The 19,463-nt window shown below is 64.8% G+C and carries 15 protein-coding genes; 5 read left to right on the top strand and 10 right to left on the bottom strand.

Annotated features, from left to right (window positions below; all coding sequences use genetic code 11):
• Positions 1 to 24: 24 nt before the first annotated feature.
• The 10 genes from JQ627_RS05110 to JQ627_RS05065 form a co-directional block, all read right to left on the bottom strand.
• A complete protein-coding gene (locus tag JQ627_RS05110; RefSeq protein ID WP_212483033.1) occupies positions 25 to 1,536 on the bottom strand; it encodes an ABC transporter substrate-binding protein in 1,512 nt (503 codons plus the stop codon).
• Positions 1,537 to 1,559: 23 nt separating this feature from the next.
• A complete protein-coding gene (locus JQ627_RS05105) occupies positions 1,560 to 2,663 on the bottom strand; it encodes an ABC transporter ATP-binding protein (protein ID WP_212483032.1) in 1,104 nt (367 codons plus the stop codon).
• A gap of 175 nt (positions 2,664 to 2,838) precedes the next feature.
• Positions 2,839 to 3,828 carry an ABC transporter ATP-binding protein gene (locus JQ627_RS05100; protein ID WP_212483031.1) on the bottom strand — a complete coding sequence of 330 codons (990 nt, stop codon included), beginning with the start codon at positions 3,826 to 3,828 and terminating at the stop codon, positions 2,839 to 2,841.
• Complete coding sequence (locus JQ627_RS05095) at positions 3,825 to 4,535, bottom strand: DUF1028 domain-containing protein (RefSeq protein WP_212483030.1); 711 nt, start codon at positions 4,533 to 4,535, stop codon at positions 3,825 to 3,827. Before JQ627_RS05095 ends, JQ627_RS05100 begins: the two co-directional genes overlap by 4 nt.
• Before the next feature lie 10 nt (positions 4,536 to 4,545).
• A complete protein-coding gene (locus JQ627_RS05090) occupies positions 4,546 to 6,351 on the bottom strand; it encodes a gamma-glutamyltransferase family protein (protein WP_212483029.1) in 1,806 nt (601 codons plus the stop codon).
• 87 nt (positions 6,352 to 6,438) lie between these two features.
• Positions 6,439 to 7,428, bottom strand: a complete 990-nt coding sequence (locus JQ627_RS05085; RefSeq protein WP_212483028.1) for an ABC transporter ATP-binding protein — start codon at positions 7,426 to 7,428, stop codon at positions 6,439 to 6,441.
• Positions 7,425 to 8,411, bottom strand: a complete 987-nt coding sequence (locus tag JQ627_RS05080) for an ABC transporter ATP-binding protein (protein WP_212483027.1) — start codon at positions 8,409 to 8,411, stop codon at positions 7,425 to 7,427. Before JQ627_RS05080 ends, JQ627_RS05085 begins: the two co-directional genes overlap by 4 nt.
• Positions 8,412 to 8,424: 13 nt before the next feature.
• Positions 8,425 to 9,390, bottom strand: coding sequence for an ABC transporter permease (locus JQ627_RS05075; RefSeq protein ID WP_014496948.1), 966 nt, complete (start codon positions 9,388 to 9,390; stop codon positions 8,425 to 8,427).
• Positions 9,391 to 9,392: 2 nt separating this feature from the next.
• Positions 9,393 to 10,373 (bottom strand): ABC transporter permease, encoded by a 981-nt coding sequence (locus JQ627_RS05070; RefSeq protein ID WP_212483026.1) that lies wholly within the window; start codon positions 10,371 to 10,373, stop codon positions 9,393 to 9,395.
• Positions 10,374 to 10,475: 102 nt separating this feature from the next.
• Entirely contained in the window at positions 10,476 to 12,077 is a 1,602-nt protein-coding gene (locus tag JQ627_RS05065; protein WP_212483025.1) for an ABC transporter substrate-binding protein, read from the bottom strand.
• A gap of 357 nt (positions 12,078 to 12,434) precedes the next feature.
• Here JQ627_RS05065 and JQ627_RS05060 point away from each other — a divergent pair, with 357 nt between their 5' ends.
• The 5 genes from JQ627_RS05060 (at position 12,435) to JQ627_RS05040 (ending at position 19,459) form a co-directional block, all read left to right on the top strand.
• Positions 12,435 to 12,692: a DUF6489 family protein gene (locus JQ627_RS05060; protein WP_194476990.1), complete on the top strand. Its 258-nt coding sequence runs from the start codon at positions 12,435 to 12,437 to the stop codon at positions 12,690 to 12,692.
• Entirely contained in the window at positions 12,692 to 13,492 is an 801-nt protein-coding gene (locus JQ627_RS05055) for a triacylglycerol lipase (RefSeq protein ID WP_212483024.1), read from the top strand. The genes JQ627_RS05060 and JQ627_RS05055 overlap by 1 nt, the downstream gene beginning before the upstream one ends.
• Before the next feature lie 46 nt (positions 13,493 to 13,538).
• Positions 13,539 to 15,089, top strand: coding sequence for a wax ester/triacylglycerol synthase family O-acyltransferase (locus JQ627_RS05050; RefSeq protein WP_212483023.1), 1,551 nt, complete (start codon positions 13,539 to 13,541; stop codon positions 15,087 to 15,089).
• A 10-nt stretch (positions 15,090 to 15,099) separates the two neighbouring features.
• Complete coding sequence (locus JQ627_RS05045; protein ID WP_212483022.1) at positions 15,100 to 16,095, top strand: alpha/beta fold hydrolase; 996 nt, start codon at positions 15,100 to 15,102, stop codon at positions 16,093 to 16,095.
• Between the two features lie 127 nt (positions 16,096 to 16,222).
• On the top strand, positions 16,223 to 19,459 hold the full coding sequence (locus JQ627_RS05040) for a bifunctional cytochrome P450/NADPH--P450 reductase (protein WP_212483021.1): 3,237 nt from the start codon (positions 16,223 to 16,225) through the stop codon (positions 19,457 to 19,459).
• Positions 19,460 to 19,463: the final 4 nt, after the last annotated feature.

The following is a 19,463-nucleotide window of genomic DNA, read 5'->3' as shown; positions in this document are numbered from 1 at the left end:
GACACGCAATCATCTCGACGTTCGTCACTTGAATTTCAGCCCGACCACCCGCACCAGCCCGTCCGGCATCTGCCTGTAGCCATCCAGCTTCTTGGTGTGCGCGATCAGCAGCGTGCGGTGGTAGATGTAGATGATCGGCAAATCGTCGAGCAGGATCTTGGTCAGCTTTTCGTAGATCGCCTTGCGCTCCTCGACGTTGGACGTCATGCGTCCATCTTCCATCAGCTTGTCGGCGTCGGGGTTCGCGTACACGCCGTCGTTTTGCGGCGCCTTGCTGCGCATGAAGATGTAGGAATTGCCGTCGGGATCGATGCGGCCGCTCCAGTTGATCTGGAAGATCTGGAACTCACCTGCCTGGGCCTGCTTGAAGGTCGTCGCGAATTCGACCGCGCGGATCTTGATGTCGAAGCCCGCTTCCGCGGCCATCGACTGGACGACCTGGGCCACGGCTTCGTTCTCCGCGCCCTTGGGGATCATGTAATCCACCGTCACCGGCGTGGTGACGCCGGCTTCCTTCAAGAGCGCTTTCGCTTTTGCGATGTCGCGGCCGCGGACCGGGAATGCCTTCTGGTAATAGGGATGCTTCGGGCTGACCCACTGGTTGCCGGGCGTGAACTCGCCGTTGAAGACGACCTGGTTGAGGGCTTCGCGGTCGATCGAGAGATCAAGTGCCTGGCGGACCTTCGCCGACTGGCTCAGCGGCCCCTTGGTCTTGTCGTTGCCGATATTGACGGTCAGGCCGAGATAGCCGAGCTCCGGCGCGGTCGACAGCACCAGGCGGGAATCGGCGCGCACGTCCTTGATGTCGGTGGCGAGCACGCGCTCGATCAGATCGAGCCCGCCCGACTTCAGGTTCGCGAGCCGCACCGTCGCGTCGACAATCGGCAGGAACACGACGCGGTCGATATGGATGTTGTCCTTGTTCCAGTAGTCGGCGAACTTCTCGAACACCATGCGGTCCTGCTGGACGCGCTCGACGAATTTGTAGGGGCCGGCGCAGACCGGATGCAGGCCGAACTTGTCGCCGGCCTCCTTCGCCGCCTTCGGCGACACCATCATGCCGGAGCGGTCGGTGAGCTGGGCGATCAGCGGCGAGTAGGGGGTCTTGAGCACCAGCTTGATGGTCAGGGGATCGACCACCTCGACATGGTCGACGCTGGCAAGCTCGGACTTCCGGAACGAGGTCGGCAGCGTCATGTGCCGCTCGATCGAGAACTTTGCGGCTTCGGCGTCCAGCGGCTCGCCGTCATGGAATTTGACGTTGGGCCGGAGCTTGATCGTCATCTCCTTGCCGTCGGCCGAAGTCTCGTAGGACAGCGCGAGCTGCGGCACGATGTTGAGCTTCTCGTCGATGTCGAACAGCTTGTCGCAGAAGGCGGAGAAGACGATGCGGCCGACATAGGTGCGGCCGATGCTGGGATCGAGGATGTCGGGGTCTTCGGCGATGCCGATGCGAAGCGTGGTCTGAGCCTGGGCTGCGCCCACGAGCGACGTCAGCAGGGCCGACGCCAGGATTGTCAAACGCATGAAACTCATCGCTCTCAACCTCTATTTTGCGGCTATGCCGGGTCCGTTCCCAATGAACTAACCCCGCTGCCGCGGACTGCTTCCGGGCCGCCGCTGAAGGCGGCGACCAATTTTTCAAGGACCGGCGAGAAGCCGCCGTCGGACGGGACGATCGCCGCGGAGGACGGCAGTTCCGACGTTCGGTGACAGGCCGTTGCATGTCCGATGCCATCCGGCACGAGCTGCGGCATTTCACTGCGGCAGCGGTCGACCACGTAGGGGCAGCGGGTGTGGAAGCGGCAACCCGGCGGCGGGCTGAGCGCGCTCGGGATCTCTCCCTGCAGCACAATCCGGCTGCGCTTTGCCCGCGGTTTAGGCATGGGGATCGCGGACAGCAGCGCACGGCTGTAGGGATGGCGGGGTGCCGCGAACAGGGCGTCCGCCTCGGCGGTCTCGACGATCTGGCCGAGATTCATCACCGCGACATGGTCGGCGATGTGCTTGACCACAGCCAGATCGTGCGAGACGAAGATGTAGGCCAGCCCAAGCCGGTCCTGCAGCTCGCGCAGGAGGTTGAGGATCTGCGAGCGGATCGAGACGTCCAGCGCCGAGACCGGCTCATCGCAGATGATCAGCTTTGGTTCGACCGCGAGCGCGCGGGCGATGGCGATGCGCTGGCGCTGGCCGCCGGAGAATTCGTGCGGATAACGTCGCTCGAGCCGCGGCTCGAGACCGACCAGCCGCAGGATTTCCGCGACGCGCTCGCGCCGTTGCGGCGGTGGTACCAGATCGTGCAGCGCCAGCGGCTCGGTGAGAATCTGGCCGACCGTCATGCGCGGATTGAGCGAGGCGTAGGGGTCCTGGAAGATGATCTGCGCCTCGCGGCGGAAGGCGCGGAGCGCCCCGGCGTCCAGCGAGAGCAGGTCGCGGCCGGCGAAACGCACCGTGCCGGCATCCGGCTCGATCAGCCGCAGCACCAGGCGACTGACGGTGGATTTGCCGCACCCGGATTCGCCGACCAGGGCCAGCGTCTTGCCGGCGTCGAGAGAGAAGCTGACGCCATCGACCGCTTTGACATGCCCCAGTGCCCGGCCGAACAGCGAGCGCCCGGCGACAAAATGCTTGACCAGGCCTTCGACCTCGAGGAGAGCGGTCATCGTGTCTGCTCCCCGCGAATCCTGCTCTCCTGTCCCGGGTGCGGCGCAACGCGAAGTGTTGCGACGCTGAACCGGGATCCAGCTCGCTGCCACATCGGCCGCGGTTCAGCAGCGCACCGCTGCGCTTCGCTTGTGCTGCGCCGCGCCCGGGGCACGAGAGGAGAAAGCAGCGCCATCACGACACCAGGAGTTCGAGCGGCGCGCGGATGCAGCGCGAGAGGTGACCGGGGCTGACCTCGACCAGCGGTGGCGGCGCCTTGGTGCAGTCGTCCAGCACGAAGGGGCAGCGCGCACTGAAGCGGCAGCCGGCGGGCGGCTGCGCCATGTTCGGCACCATGCCTTCGATCGTGGCAAGCTGCTCGGCGCGGTGGTCGAGGCGCGGGATCGAGCCCAGCAGGCCGACGGTGTAGGGATGCTGCGGCATGGCGAACAGCTCGTCGACCGGCGCGCGCTCGACGATCTCGCCGGCATACATCACCGCGACCTCGTCGCAGACTTCGGCGACGACACCGAGATCGTGGGTGATCAGGATGATGGCGGCGCCGCTCGCTGCCTTCAGCTCGCGCATCAACTCCAGGATCTGCGCCTGCAAGGTGACATCGAGCGCCGTGGTCGGCTCGTCCGCGATCAGCAGCCGCGGATCGCAGGCGAGCGCCATCGCGATCATCACGCGCTGGCGCATGCCGCCGGAGAGCTTGTGTGGATATTCGTCGATCCGCCGCTCCGGTGACGGGATGTGGACGCGGCGCAAGAGCTCGATGGCCCGCTCGCGCGCGCTGCGCCGGGAGCCGCCGCGGTGGCGCAGAATGGTCTCGACGATCTGGTCGCCGATTGTGAAGCTCGGATTGAGCGACGTCATAGGCTCCTGAAAAATCATCGCGAGCCGGTTGCCGCGGAGGTCGCGCAACGTCTGGTCAGGAGTCTTCAGCAGGTCGAAGCCGTCGAAGCGGATTGCTCCGGATATCTCGGCACTCTGTTTCGGCAGCAGTCCCATGATCGCCAGCGACGTCACGCTCTTGCCGCAACCGGATTCGCCGACGAGGCCGAGCGTCGCGCCATTGGCGACGCTGAGATCCACGCCGTCGACGGCGTGAGTCACGCGGCCGTCGTCGCCGTGGAAGCGGATGCGCAGATCCTTGATCTCGATGAGAGGGCTTGCGCTCATGATTGCCTTGCTCGGCTCGCAGCGATGCTGGCGTCGATGACGCTGCGATGGGTGTTGCCTGCCGGGTTCTGCCGCGTCGGCATGGAGGAGCGGAAATGCACCCAGAGTTCCTGACTGACGCGCTCCAGCCGTTCGAGCTCGTCCAGCGGATCGGGATGATCATCGGCGCGAATGTCCAGCGCCGGCCATTCTTCCTCGCCGTGGATCAAGAGCGCCGCGGATTGCTTGCCGCGCTTGTCGCCGCCGGCGGCTTCGCCTGCGCGCATGGCGGCAAGCAGGCGGCGCGGGAAGGGCAGGCTGTCATTGGCGATATAGGTCTTCGCGGTCTCGTCGAGCACGTCGGCGCCGGCCAGCATGTTGCCGGCGATCGAGAAGCCGCTGCCGGCGATGTGTCCGCACCAGTCGACGCAGTCGCGCCCGGTATGCGCGGCGATCGCGCCGCTCGCGTCCATGATGTGGATCTGGCGGCTCGCGCGGCCGTCGTCGGTCGCGAGCAGGGTGGCGAGAACGTCATGCGCGTTCAGGCCCTCGCGCAGCAGCTTGATGCCGTCGATGCCGTAATAGGGATTGACGAAGGCCTGGGTTGCGATGGCGCCAAGACCGGCCGCGATGTAAGGCACGCGCGCGCCGACGGCGAAGAAACGGGTCGCTACCGCGATGCCGAATTGGCCGGTGGCAGGATCTCGCGCGATGATCGACCAGGTCATGTGCTGCCTATCAGCGTCCTGCGGCGTAACCCTGCATGCCCCGCGGATTGGCCGCGGCGCGCCGGCGCACCCCGACGCGCGAGGCGGCGGTGAGGCGGCCTTCCGACCAGTCGGGGCCGACCTCTACGATATGTCCGCGCTCGCGAAGGTTCTCGATCGTCGCCTTCGGCACGCGGTTCTCGACCACCAGCACGCCTGGACGCGCTGTGCGCGGCCAGAACGAGATCGGGAAATGCTCGGAGTGCCAGGCCGGCGCGTCGATCGCTTCCTGGAGATTGAGGTTGCAATGGACGTGGCGCAGGAAGAACTGCGTGATCCACTGATCCTGCTGGTCGCCGCCGGGCGAGCCCCAGGCCAGATACGGCTCGCCGTCGCGTAGCGCCATAGTGGGGGACAGCGTCGTGCGCGGCCGCTTGCCCGGCGCGAGCGAACTCGGCTGGTTCTCCTCCAGATCGAACATTTGTGCGCGGCTGCCGAGGCAAAAACCGAGCTCGGGAATGATCGGCGAGGATTGCAGCCAGCCGCCCGACGGCGTCGACGACACCATGTTGCCGGCCTTGTCGATGATGTCGAAATGCACGGTGTCGCCGCGCACCTCGCCGAAGCGGCCTACGGTTGGTTCACCGGCGCCGAGTGCGCCGACGGCCTCGCGCTGTCCTTCGGCGCGGCGCAGTTTGACCACACCGCCAAGACCCTCGACCGTGCCGGGCCGAAGGTCGAGCGAAGCTTTCTCGGTCACCAGCTTGCGGCGTTCGTCGTTATAGGCGTCCGACAGCAGCGTCGCGATCGGGATCTCGCTGAACTTGGGATCGCCGTAGAATTTCTCGCGGTCGGCGAAGGCGAGCTTGGCGCATTCGATCTGGAGGTGGATGAATTCCGGCCCGGTCGGATCGAGCCCGTCGAGCGCAAAGCCCTTGAGCAGCGCGAGCTGCTGGAGCGTCACCGGACCCTGGCTCCAGACGCCGGCCTTGCAGACGGTGTAGCGGCCATAGTCGTAGGTGAGCGGTGCCTCGATCGTCGGCTGCCAGCGCGCCATGTCGTCGGCCGAGAGCACGCCGCGATGCGGCGAGCCGCTGACATCCATCACCTCCTGGGTGCGGCAGAACTTGTCAATGGCTTCCGCAACGAAACCTTGCGACCAGGCCTTTCGCGCGCGCTCGATCTCGGCGTCGCGGCCACCGCCGCCGCTCTCGGCCTCGCTGAGAATGCGGGCGTAGGTCGCAGCCAGCGTCTTGTTGGTGAAGAGCGTGCCGGGCTTCGGAACTTCGCCATTGGGCAGATAGACCGCGGCCGACGTCGGCCAATGCTTGCGGAACAGCTGCTCGACGGTCTGGATCGTGGCGCTGGCGCGCTCGACAAGCGGATAGCCGTCGCGCGCGTAGGAGATCGCCGGCTCCAGCACGTCGCGCACGCGCATCGTGCCGTAGTCGCGTAGCAGCATCATCCAGGATTCGAACGTGCCGGGGACGCAGGCTGCGAGCAGGCCGGTGCCCGGCACCATGTCGAGGCCTTCGCTCTTGTAGTGCGCGATGGTGGCGCGCGCCGGCGCCGGGCCCTGGCCGCAGATCACCTCGGTGCGTGCGCGTTTGACGTCATGCACGATGATGGGCACGTCTCCGCCCGGGCCGTTCAAATGCGGTTCCACGATCTGGAGCGTGAACGCCGTGGCGACGCCGGCGTCGAAGGCATTGCCGCCCTTTTCCAGGATGGCCATGCCGACCGCAGTCGCGATCCAGTGTGTGGTGGCGACGACCCCGAACGTGCCCTCGATCTCGGGGCGAGTCGTGAAAGGATCGGGATTGACGTTGCTGGCCATGGGATTTCGCTACCTTATTTGTCGCGCGCGCAATTGATCACAGGCGATGCCGTGCCGCCAATGCGTGGACCGCATGGCACGCGCGCGTCACGCCGGGACCGGCGCGGTGTTCACCGCGTGGCAGGCGACGCCGTCGATCAGTTCCGGGGCTTCCTTGCGGCAGAGATCGAATGCCAGCGGGCAGCGCGGATTGAAGGCGCAGCCGGGCGGCGGATTGATCGGGTTCGGAATCTCGCCCTTCACGGGAATGCGCTGGCGGCCGCTCATGGCGAGATCAGGCACCGCTCCCAGCAGCATCTTGGTGTAGGGCATGCGGGGACGCGCGAACAGCTCGCGCCCCTCCGCGATCTCGACGATGCGGCCAAGATACATCACGCCGACGCGGCTCGCCATGTGGCGGACCACGGCGAGGTTGTGGCTGATGAACATGTAGGTCAGGCCGAACTTGTCCTGGAGGTCGCGCATCAGGTTGAGGATCTGCGCCTGCACGGAGACGTCGAGCGCCGAGGTCGGCTCGTCGCAGACGATGAACTCGGCGTCGGAGGCGAGCGCCCGGGCGATCGCGATGCGCTGGCGCTGGCCGCCGGAGAATTCATGTGGAAACTTCAGCCGGTCGTCGGGATGGAGGCCGACGAGGCTGAGCAGCTCGCCGACGCGTCCCTGAATGTCGCGCTCGCCCTGGATCAGGTCGAAAGCGCGGATCGGCTCGGAGATGATGGCATCGACACGGAAGCGCGGGTTGAGGCTCGCATAGGGATCCTGGAAGATCATCTGGATGCGGCGACGCAGCCTTCGCCGTGCCGGCGCCTGCCGCGGATCGGTCATCGAGACGCCGTCGATCAGCACGTCGCCGGAGCTTGGCGGCAACAGGCCGACGACCATCCGCGCCACCGTGGTCTTGCCCGAGCCGGACTCGCCGACCAGCGCAAACGTCTCGCCCTTCCTGATATCGAAGGTGACGTGATCGACAGCCTTGAGATATTCGAGATGCCCGCCTTCCAGCACGCGGTTGAGCCAGGGTTTTGAGACGTCGAAGACGCGGCGCAGGTTTGTGGCCTGGACGAAGGCGTTGCTCATGCCGCGCTCTCCGCCGGCACGGTATCGTAGAGATGGCAGGCAACGGATTGTGTGCCGCGCGATAGCGGCTCCGGCCGTTCAACCCGGCAGCGATCGAAGGCGAAGGCGCAGCGCGGATTGAATGAGCAGCCGCGCGGGATCGCCGACAGGCGCGGCATCGAGCCGGGGATCTGCACCAGGCGCTTGTCGTCGCCGGCGAGCGTCGGGATCGCGCCCATCAGGCCCTTGGCGTAGGGGTGCAGCGGGTTTCTCACGACGTCCTGTACCGGACCGATCTCCGCGACGCGGCCGGCATACATCACGGCGACGCGGTCGGAGGTCTCCGCGATCACGCCCATATCGTGGGTCACCAGCATCACGGCGGTGCCGTGATCGCGCCCAAGCCGCTTGATCAGCGAGATGATCTGCGCCTGCACGGACACGTCGAGCGCGGTGGTGGGCTCGTCCGCGATGATCAGCTCGGGCTCGGCGCAGATCGCCAGCGCAATCACCACGCGCTGACGCATGCCGCCGGAGAATTCGTGGGGATAGCCGTCGATGCGTTTTTCCGGCGCGGGAATGCCGACCTCGGCGAGCAGGTCGATGGCGCGGCGGCGGGCGGCCGTCTCGGACAGGCTCAGGTGGGTTCTGATCGTCTCGATGATCTGGTCGCCGACGCGGTAGAGCGGATTGAGCGAGGTGAGGGGATCCTGGAAGATCATGCCGATCCGTTTTCCCCGGATGCGGCGCATCTCCTCGGCCGGCAGATTGTCGATGCGCAGGCCGGCGAGATGAATCTCGCCGCCGGCAATGCGGCCGGGCGGATCGATCAAGCCGATCACCGACAGGCCGGTGACGGACTTGCCGGCGCCGGATTCGCCGACCACGCCGAGCACCTCGCCCTTGGCGATGTCGAAGGAGACGCCGTCGATCGCGCGCAGCGTGCCGCGGCGGGAGGCGAACTCGACCTGAAGATTGCGCACGGAGAGAATGGATTCGGTCATGGACGGCCCATACTCATCGAAGCTTCGGGTTCAGCGCGTCGCGCAGCCAGTCGCCGAGCAGGTTGATGGAGAGGATCAGGACAGCGAGCGCGATGCCGGGGAAGGCGACGATCCACCATTCGCCCGCGAACAGATAATTGTTGCCGATGCGGATCAGCGTACCCAGCGAGGGCATGGTCTCGGGCATGCCGGAGCCGAGGAACGACAGCGTCGCTTCGGTGATGATCGCGAGGGCGAGGTTGATGGTGGCGATGACCAGGATCGGGCCCATCGTGTTCGGCAGCACGTGGCGCAGCATGATCACGGGGGCAGGCAGGCCGATCAGCTGCGCCGCGGCGACATAGTCCTTGTTCTTCTCGACCATCACCGAGCCGCGCACCGTGCGGGCGTACTGGACCCAGAAGCTCAGGCCGATCGCGAACACCAGCACGCCCAGCATGCTCATCTCGTCGAGCTTGTTGCCGAACACCGATTTGGCGATGCCGTTGATCAGGAGCGCGATCAGGATCGCCGGAAAGGAGAGCTGCACGTCGGCGATGCGCATGATCAGGCCGTCGACGGCACCGCCGAAATAGCCGGCCGTGAGCCCAAGCAGGATGCCGAGCGCGCCGGAGAAGACCACGCCGAGCACACCGACCAGGAGCGAGATGCGCATGCCGTAGAGAATCGCGGACAGCACGTCGCGGCCCTGCTCGTCGGTGCCGAGCAGGAACGGGCTCTGGCCGTCGGCGGTCCACAGCGGCGAGATACGCGAATTCATCAGTTGAAGCTGCGCCGGGTCGAACGGGTTCTGCACCGACAGCAATGAGGCGAAGATCGCGAGCAGGAAGAACAGCAGCGTCACCGCAGCCGCGACCATGGTGATCTTGGAGCGGCGGAACGAGTAGAACAGATCGCTGTCGAGCGCGCGTTTGAACCAGCCCGGCGCAGCGTGCGCGCCGCGGCCTTCGACTTTGTGCGGAACGACGGCGTCGCTCATCTCTAATGCGCCCGGCTGACCGTCGAGCGCAGCCGCGGATCGACGATGGTGTAGAGGATATCAACCACGAGATTGATGGTGACGAAGATCAGGGACACCATCATCAGATAGGCCGCCATGATCGGGATATCGACGTTCTGAACGGCCTGCACGAACAGGAGGCCCATGCCTGGCCACTGGAACACGGTTTCGGTGATGATCGCGAATGCAATTACCGAGCCAAATTGCAGGCCGGCCACGGTGATCACGGGAACCAGCGTGTTGCGCAGGGCGTGGCCGAAATGGATGGCGCGGGTGGTCAGGCCACGGGCGCGGGCGAAGCGGATATAGTCGGTGCGCATCACTTCCAGCATCTCGGCGCGGACGAGACGCATGATCAGCGTCATCTGAAACAGGCCGAGCGTGATCGCGGGCATGATCAGTGCCTTCAGGCCCGACAGTGTCAGCAAGCCCGTGGTCCACCAGCCGATGCGAACGACATCGCCGCGTCCGAAGGACGGCAGCCAGCCGAGGGTCACGGAGAACAGGTAGATCAGGAGGATGCCGATCAGGAAGGTTGGCAGCGAAATGCCGATCAGCGAGACGGCCTGGAAGACATGCGCGAGCCAGCTGTCGCGGCGCAGCGCGGAATAGACGCCCATCAGGATGCCGCTGACCATGGCGAAGATGGTGGCAACGATGGCGAGCTCCAGCGTCGCCGGCATCCGCTCGATCAGCAGGTTGGTGACGGGCAGGCGGAACTGGTACGACACGCCGAACTTGAACTGCGCGGCGTTACCGATATAGCGGCCGAACTGCACGAGCACGGGATCGTCGAGGCCGAGCGACTTGCGGATCGCAGCGCGTTCGGCGCCGGAGGTATCCATCCCGACCATCTGGTTCACGGGATCGCCGGCGAAGCGGAACATCGAGAACGCGATGATCCCGACGGCGATCATGACACCGATGGCCTGGATTGCCCGGCGCAGTGTGAAAGCGAGCATCTGTTCCTTTCACATCTCTTCAGCGGCACGCATCATCGCGTTAGCCCTAAACAACAAGTCCCGGAAGCCTTGGCTTCCGGGACTTCGCAACTTCTCAACAACCTACTCGTCCTGTTTGGTCGCCCAATAGAGCAGGACCTGGTTGTCGGCGCGCTGGGTCAGTTTCACCTTCTTCGACACGCCCCAGGCGAGCGCCTGCTGATGCAGCGGAACGTAAGCGTAGTCCTTGATCGCGAGCTCATAGGCCTGCTTGATCAACTGATCGCGCTTAGTCGTATCAGGCTCCAGGAGCACCTTGTCGGCGAGCTCGTCGAACTGCTTGTTGCAGTAGCCGGCGAGATTGGCTTCGCCGCGGTTGGGATCCTTGGGATCTTCGCGGCACCCCATGATGTCGTGCATCACGTTGTGGGAGTCCAGCGTGTCAGGGGTCCAGCCCAGCATGAAGAACGAGGTCTTGTAGCCACCGGGCTTCAGCACCTTGGCGAAGTATTGCGCCTTGGGCTGCGCCAGCAGGTTCACCTTGATGTTGATGCGGGCGAGCATGCCGACGATAGCCTGGCAGATCGCGGCGTCATTGACGTAGCGATCGTTCGGGCAGTCCATTGTCACCTCGAAGCCGTCGGCATAGCCTGCTTCCGCCAGGAGCTTCTTGGCGGCCTCGGCATCGGGCTTTGGCCGGGTGAAGTCCTTCGACAGCGGATAGAGCTCCGGTGCGATCATCAACGCGGACGGTGTCGAGAGGCTGCGCATGACGCGGTTCTTGATTAGGTCGACGTCGATCGTCTTGTAGACGGCTTCGCGGACGCGGATGTCCTTGAACGGGTTCTTGCCTTTGATGTTCGAGTACAGCAGCTCGTCGCGCGACTGGTCCATGCCGACGAAGATGGTGCGCAGTTCAGGTCCCGTCAGCACGGTGGCGTTCGGGCTCGAATTGACGCGCTGGATGTCCTGGACCGGAACCGGTTCGATCACGTCCACCTCGCCCGACAGCAGGGCCGCGACGCGCGTGGCCTCCGATGCGATCGGCGTGAAGATGATCTCCTTCAGATTATGTTCTGGCTTGCGCCACCAGTTCGGATTGGCCTTGAAGACGGTCTTCACGCCCGGCTGATGGCTCTCGATCATGAAGGGGCCGGTGCCGTTTTCGTGGAGCGAGGCGTAGCTCGGCGTCGTGGCGGCGGCCGGCGTCGGTGCCACCGCATCGTTCGCCTCTGCCCATTTCTTGTCCATGATGTACCAGGTCGCCCACAGCGCCGTCAGAATAGGATTGGGCGCGGTGAGGATGAAGTCGACGGTGTAATCGTCGACCTTGACGACCTTGGCGTCGGCCGGAATTCGGCTCAGCAGGTTCGAGCCTTTGGCCCGCACGCGCTCGGCCGAGAACACCACGTCATCCGCGGTGAAGGGGTCGCCATTGTGGAATTTCACGCCCTTGCGCAGATGAAAGCGCCAGCGCGTCGGCTCCGGCGTCTCCCAGCTTTCGGCGAGCGCCGGGATGATCTTCAGGTTCTTGTCGCGCGTAACGAGGCCCTCATACACATGGCCGAGATGCGCGTGGGTGGTCGACTCGTTGAGCGTGTAGGGGTCGAGCGATTTGAGCTCACCCTGGTTGGCATAGCGCAGCGTCTGGCTCGATGCCGGCGAGACCGCCAACGCAAGCGCACCGGCGAGCGTCGCCGCAAACAGACTTCGTCCGACTGACATTTTTGACCCTCTCCACTCGCCCGCACCGTCATTTTTGATTGTTCGGTGGGGCCGATCGATCCATGTTGCCCAGAGTTCTCGACCCGTGCAAGCGCCATTCCAGCAAGGAACGCGCCAAGTTGCACCGCTGTGCAGCAATACTGACCGACAATTTGGGGGTGAGAGGCATCCCGGCGACATTCGACTTTCGATCGGCGAGGGGAATAAACGCGGAAACGGCCAGCAGGCCGCCCGGCGGACCGATTTGATTGACCATGTCCGAGGCCGGCGCCCGGCCACCTGCCTCAGGTCGCTTGCGTTGCACACCGTCTCGCGGCGATACTGCGACAGGCCGCTCGAATCTCATCTGGAGGGGACATGAAAGTTAACATCGAAATCGACTGTACCCCCCTCGAAGCCCGCCAGTTCTTCGGTTTGCCCGACGTGGCGCCGATGCAGACGGCGGTGATGGACAAGCTCCAGCAGCAGGTTCTGAGCAACATCGAGAAGGTCTCGCCGGAATCGCTGATCCAGAGCTGGTTCACCTTCGATCCGAAGATCGCGGAGCGGTTTCAGGACATGTTCGTCACCATGGCCGGCCTCGGCAGCCCGCGCAGCGGCGACAAGAAGAAATAATGCCGCCGGGGCCGGACGGGCCGCAGACCTCAGGCCGGCTTCGTCCGCCGAGCCTCGGCTTGCTGCTCGCCGAAGCCCGTGGGCTGTTCGAATTCAACGCCAGCCTGCTGCTGTCGCCGGTCCTGATGCGCGCGCCCAGAGGCGACGGCCATCCGGTGCTGGCACTGCCGGGCTTTCTCGCCAGCGATCTCTCGATGGTGCCGATGCGGCGCTATCTCAGCGAGCTCGGCTATGAGGCGCATGCCTGGCGGATGGGACGCAATCTCGGTGGGCTGGGGCGGATAAGGGAGGCCTTGCGCGCGCGGCTCGCCGAAATCCACGCCACCAGCGGACGCAAGGTCAGCCTGGTCGGTTGGAGTCTCGGCGGCGTCTATGCCCGCGATCTCGCACTCCAGGCGCCCGAGATGGTCCGTTACGTCGTCACGCTCGGCAGCCCGTTTGCCAACGACGTGCGGGCGACCAACGCCACGCGGCTCTACGAGGCGTTGTCCGGCGATCGTGTCGAGGATTTTGCCGAACTGCGCGAGGCGATCGCCGACGATCTGCCGGTGCCGGCGACGTCGATCTATTCGCGCGCCGACGGTGTCGTGAACTGGCGAACCTGTTTGTTGCGTCCCTCCGACCGCGCCGAGAACATCGAGGTGCACCTGGCGAGCCATATCGGGCTCGGCGTAAACCCCGCGGCGCTGTGGGCCGTGGCGGACCGTCTGGCGCAACCGGAGGGGGAATTCTGGCCGTTCGACCGGGCAGGGCCGTTTGCCATTGCATATGCCCCGCCGGAACGGGCAGTATCGGCCTGACGAGAAGCGCCGGCAAAGGCGCCCGTCAAAATTAGCGGAGGGACCTATGGCTGACGGTAAGAAGCTGTCGTCGCTGGACGCATCATTTCTTTATCTGGAAACGCCGGAGATGCCGATGCATGTCGGCAGCATGGCGATCTTTCGCCTGCCTGACGACTACAAGGGCGACTTCTTCGAAGACTTCAAGGCGATGATCGTCTCGCGCCTGCACATCGCGCCGATCCTGAAGGCGCGGCTGGAGAAGGCGCCGCTCGATATCGATCATCCCTCCTGGGTCGAGGACGACCAGTTCGACATCGACCGCCACATCTTCCGCGCCAGCCTGCCGCAGCCGCGCGACCGCGCCACGCTTGAACGCATCGTCGGCTGGATGCACGCCAAGCTCTTGAACCGCGCCCGGCCGCTCTGGGAGTTCTACGTGTTCGAGGGCATGAAGGACAACGAGGTCGGGCTTTATTCCAAGATGCACCATGCCGCCATCGACGGCGGCGCCGGGGCGGCGCTGACCAACATGATCTACGATATCTCGCCGATCCCCCGGAAGGTCGATCCGCCGACGGCGGGAGCGAGGCCCGGACAGGAGCCGCGCGACATCGCCGCCAACCTGCTCGATTCCTATCAGCAGCTCTTCACCCAGCCACTCGATGCCTCGGCGGCCGCAAAGAACCTTCAACTGCCGCGCACGGGCAAGAGCGACATCGGCTCGATCCTGTTCGACAATGCGATGTACCAGATCGAGAGCGCCGTGCGGTTCGCCGGCAACATCCCGACCATGGTCAAGAGCGTCTCCGAAGTGCTAGGCAAAATCTCCGATCCGAAATCTCGGGAAAGCCTCGCCAGCATGGTGTCGCCGCCGACCATGCTGAACAAGACGATTTCCTCGGAACGCAGCTTTGCCGGCGTCTCGATCTCGCTATCGCGTTCAAAGGCGCTCGCCAAGCAGGCCGGCGGCAAGCTCAACGACGTGGTGCTGGCGCTCGCCTCCGGCGTGGTCCGGCGCTACCTCCAGCAATATGGCACGCTGCCGGCGAAATCGCTGACCGCCGCCGTGCCGATCTCGCTGCGCGAGGAAGGCAACACCGAGGCCAACAACCAGGTGTTCGGCATGATCTGCTCGATCGCGACCAATGTCGACGATCCCAAGGCGCGGCTGGAGGCGATCATCGCGCAGTCGACCAAGTCCAAGGAGATGTCGCATCCGTTGCGGGCCCTGATGCCGCAGATTTCCAATATCTCGATGCTGGGTGCGCCGATGATGGTGCAGGTTCTGGCACTGCTCTACAGCCGCTCGAACCTGTCGGATGTGCTGCCGCCGGCGGCCAACATCACGGTGTCCAACGTGCCGGGGCCGCGGCAGACGCTCTATGCCGCCGGCGCGGAGCTGTTGCACATCTTCCCGGTGTCGATCTCGACGCATGGACAGGCGCTCAACATCACTGTGCAGAGCTATCGCGACCAGCTCGATTTCGGCTTCATCGTCGGTGCCAACATCATTCCGCATGTGCAGGTGATGTGCGACATGCTGCCGGAGGAGTTTGCTGCGCTCGAAGCGGCCTACGCGCCGCCGGCAGCCGACGTCAAGGGCGCCGCAGAGTAGGAACATTGCGATGATTGAAATGCCACCGCTCAAGTTCGTGCAGACGAACGGAATCCGCATGGGTTATTACGAGGCGGGCCCGGTCAGCGACAAGCCGCCGATGGTGCTGTGCCACGGCTGGCCGGAACTCGCCTTCTCCTGGCGTCACCAGATCAAGGCGCTGAGCGAGGCCGGCATCCGGGTGATCGCGCCGGACCAGCGCGGCTACGGCGCGACCGACCGGCCCGAGCCGGTCGAGGCCTACGACATCGAAAATCTGACCGGTGACCTCGTCGGGCTCCTCGATCACCTCCAGATCGACAAGGCGATCTTCGTTGGTCACGACTGGGGCGGCTTCATCGTCTGGCAGATGCCGCTGCGGCACATCGACCGGGTTGCGGGGGTGGTCGGCATCAACACTCCCCATACCAACCGTGCCTGGGCTGATCCGATCGAGCTGCTGCGCGCCCGCTTCGGCGACAAGATGTACATCGTGCAGTTCCAGGATCCGGCGCGTGAACCCGACAGGATCTTTGGCGGTCGTGTCGAGCAGACATTCGATGCGTTCATGCGCAAGCCGGCGCCGCGTCCGCCCGACGCGCCGGCAGAGGAAGTGATCGCCGGCGTCGGCGCTTCGCCGCGGGTCAATCTGGCGTTTCCGCAGATGATTGCGGCCTATGACGCGAAGCATGATCCGCGGACGCCGATCCTGTCGCCGGAAGAGAAGAAGGTGTTCGTCGACAATTTCACCAGAACCGGCTTTACCGGCGGTATCAACTGGTACCGCAATATGTCGCGTAACTGGACGCGCGCCGAGGGGCTCGATCATACCGTGCGCGTGCCGTCGCTGATGATCATGGCCGAGAACGACGCGGTGTTGCCGCCGTCCTCCGCCGATGGCATGGACAAGCTGATTCCCGATCTCGAAAAATATCTGGTCCGCGACAGCGGCCATTGGACGCAGCAGGAGAAGCCGGAAGAGGTCAGCGCCAAGCTGATCGAATGGCGTAGAAGGCGGTTTGGCTAGCTCGTCATTGCGAACTCGTCATTGCGAGGAGCGAAGCGACGAAGCAATCCAGACTGCCTCCGGATATATTCTGGATTGCTTCGCTTCGCTCGCAATGACGACATTGAGGCAGGGGGACTACATTTCGATGTCAGCCAAGAACCGACTGGACCCGATCCCGCATCCGCCGACCAAGCCGGTGGTCGGCAACATGCTGTCGCTGGATTCGGCTGCGCCTGTGCAGCACCTGACGCGGCTTGCCAAGGAGCTCGGTCCGATCTTCTGGCTCGACATGATGGGCTCGCCGATCGTCGTCGTCTCCGGCCACGATCTCGTCGACGAGCTTTCCGACGAAAAGCGTTTCGACAAGACGGTGCGCGGCGCGCTGCGGCGCGTGCGAGCGGTCGGCGGCGACGGCCTGTTCACGGCCGACACCAGGGAACCGAACTGGAGCAAGGCGCACAACATCCTGCTTCAGCCGTTCGGCAACCGCGCCATGCAGTCCTATCACCCGAGCATGGTCGATATCGCCGAGCAGCTCGTCAACAAATGGGAGCGGCTCAATGCCGACGACGAGATCGACGTCGTCCATGACATGACTGCGCTGACGCTGGACACGATCGGCCTGTGCGGCTTCGAGTACCGCTTCAATTCGTTCTATCGACGCGACTACCATCCCTTCGTCGAGTCGCTGGTGCGTTCGCTCGAAACCATCATGATGACGCGCGGCCTGCCGCTCGAGCAGTTTTGGATGCAGAAGCGCCGGAAGACGCTCGCAGAAGACGTCGCCTTCATGAACAAGATGGTCGACGAGATCATCGCCGAGCGCCGCAAGAGCACCGAAGGGATCGACGACAAGAAGGACATGCTCGCGGCAATGATGACCGGCGTCGATCGCTCGAGCGGCGAGCAACTCGACGACATCAACATCCGCTACCAGATCAACACGTTCCTGATCGCGGGGCACGAGACCACCAGCGGCCTGCTGTCCTACACGCTCTACGCGCTGCTCAAGCACCCCGACATTCTCAAGAAGGCCTATGACGAGGTCGACCGCATCTTCGGCCCCGACGTCAATGCGAAGCCGACCTACCAGCAGGTGACGCAGCTCACCTACATCACGCAGATCCTGAAAGAGGCGCTGCGGCTGTGGCCGCCGGCGCCGGCCTATGGCATCTCGCCGCTGAACGACGAGACCATCGGCGGCGGCAGGTACAGGCTCAGGAAGGGCACCTTCACCACCATCCTGGTGACCGCGCTGCATCGCGATCCCTCGGTCTGGGGTCCGAATCCCGACGCCTTCGATCCCGACAATTTCAGCCGCGAAGCGGAGGCGAAGCGGCCGATCAATGCCTGGAAGCCGTTCGGCAACGGCCAGCGCGCCTGCATCGGCCGCGGATTTGCCATGCACGAGGCCGCGCTCGCGCTCGGCATGATCCTCCAGCGCTTCAAGCTGATCGACCACCAGCGCTATCAGCTGCATCTGAAAGAAACGCTGACCATGAAGCCCGAGGGCTTCAAGATCAAGGTGCGTCCGCGTGCCGATCGCGAGCGCGGTGCCTATGGGGGCCCTGTCGCTGCAGCGGCTTCGGCGCCCAAGGCGCCGCGTCAGCCGACGGCGCGCCCCGGCCACAACACGCCGATGCTGGTGCTTTACGGCTCCAATCTCGGCACGGCCGAGGAGCTCGCGACGCGCATGGCCGACCTCGCGGAGATCAACGGCTTCGCCGTGCATCTCGGGCCGCTCGACGACTACGTCGGCAAGCTGCCGCAGGAGGGCGGCGTGCTGATCATCTGCGCCTCCTACAACGGCGCGCCGCCGGATAATGCGACGCAGTTCGTCAAATGGCTCGGCGACGATTTGCCGAAGGATGCCTTTGCCAACGTGCGCTACGCCGTGTTCGGCTGCGGCAACAGCGACTGGGCGGCGACCTATCAATCGGTGCCGCGCTTCATCGACGAGCAATTGTCGAAGCACGGCGCCCGCGCGGTCTATCCGCGCGGCGAGGGCGATGCGCGCAGCGATCTCGACGGCCAGTTCCAGAAATGGTTCCCGGCGGCCGCGCAGGTCGCGACCAAGGAATTCGGCATCGACTGGAATTTCACTCGTACGGCCGAGGACGATCCGCTCTATGCGATCGAGCCGGTGGCGGTGACCGCCGTCAACACCATCGTGGCGCAGGGCGGTGCTGTGGCGATGAAGGTGCTGGTCAACGACGAGCTTCAGAACAAGTCCGGCGCCAATTCGTCCGAGCGCTCGACGCGCCATATCGAGGTGCAACTGCCGTCCAATATCAGCTACCGCGTCGGCGATCATTTGAGCGTGGTCCCGCGCAACGATCCGACGCTGGTGGATTCGGTTGCCCGCCGCTTCGGCTTCCTGCCGGCCGACCAGATCAGGCTTCAGGTGGCCGAAGGCCGCCGCGCGCAGCTGCCGGTCGGCGATGCCGTCTCGGTCGGGCGCCTGCTGAGCGAGTTCGTCGAATTGCAGCAGGTCGCGACACGCAAGCAGATCCAGATCATGGCCGAGCACACCCGTTGCCCGGTCACCAAGCCGAAGCTGCTCGTCTTCGTTGGCGAGGAGGCCGAGCCGCTCGAGCGTTATCGCACCGAGATTCTGGCCAGGCGCAAATCGGTGTTCGACATGCTGCTCGAATATCCGGCCTGCGAGTTACCGTTCCACGTTTATCTCGAAATGCTCTCGCTGCTCGCGCCGCGCTATTACTCGATCTCCTCCTCGCCGTCGGTCGACCCAGTTCGTTGCAGCGTCACGGTCGGCGTGGTCGAGGGGCCGGCTGCCTCCGGGCGCGGCACCTACAAGGGCATTTGCTCGAACTATCTCGCCAATCGGCGCGCGGGCGATGCGATCTACGCCACTGTTCGTGAGACCAAGGCCGGCTTCCGGCTTCCGGATGAGCCATCCGTGCCGATCATCATGATCGGTCCGGGCACCGGGCTTGCGCCTTTCCGCGGCTTCCTCCAGGAGCGCGCCGCGCGCAAGGCGAAAGGTGCCGCCCTCGGCCCGGCCATGTTGTTCTTCGGCTGCCGTCATCCCGACCAGGACTTTCTCTACGCAGACGAGCTGAAGGCGCTGGCGGCGAGCGGCATCGCCGAGCTTTTCACCGCGTTCTCGCGCGCGGATGGACCGAAGACTTATGTGCAGCACATGCTTGCCGCGCAGAAGGACAGGGTCTGGCCGCTGATCGAGCAGGGCGCGATCATCTATGTCTGCGGCGACGGCAGCAAGATGGAGCCTGACGTGAAGGCCGCGCTCGTGGCGATCCATCGCGACAAGAGCGGCAGCGATGCCGCCACGGCTGCGCGCTGGATCGAGGAAATGGGCGCGAAGAACCGGTACGTGCTCGACGTCTGGGCGGGCGCGTAGCCCA

Source organism: Bradyrhizobium liaoningense, assembly GCF_018130785.1.
GTDB classification, from domain to species: domain Bacteria; phylum Pseudomonadota; class Alphaproteobacteria; order Rhizobiales; family Xanthobacteraceae; genus Bradyrhizobium; species Bradyrhizobium liaoningense_A.
This window is presented reverse-complemented; position numbering and strand designations above follow the sequence as displayed.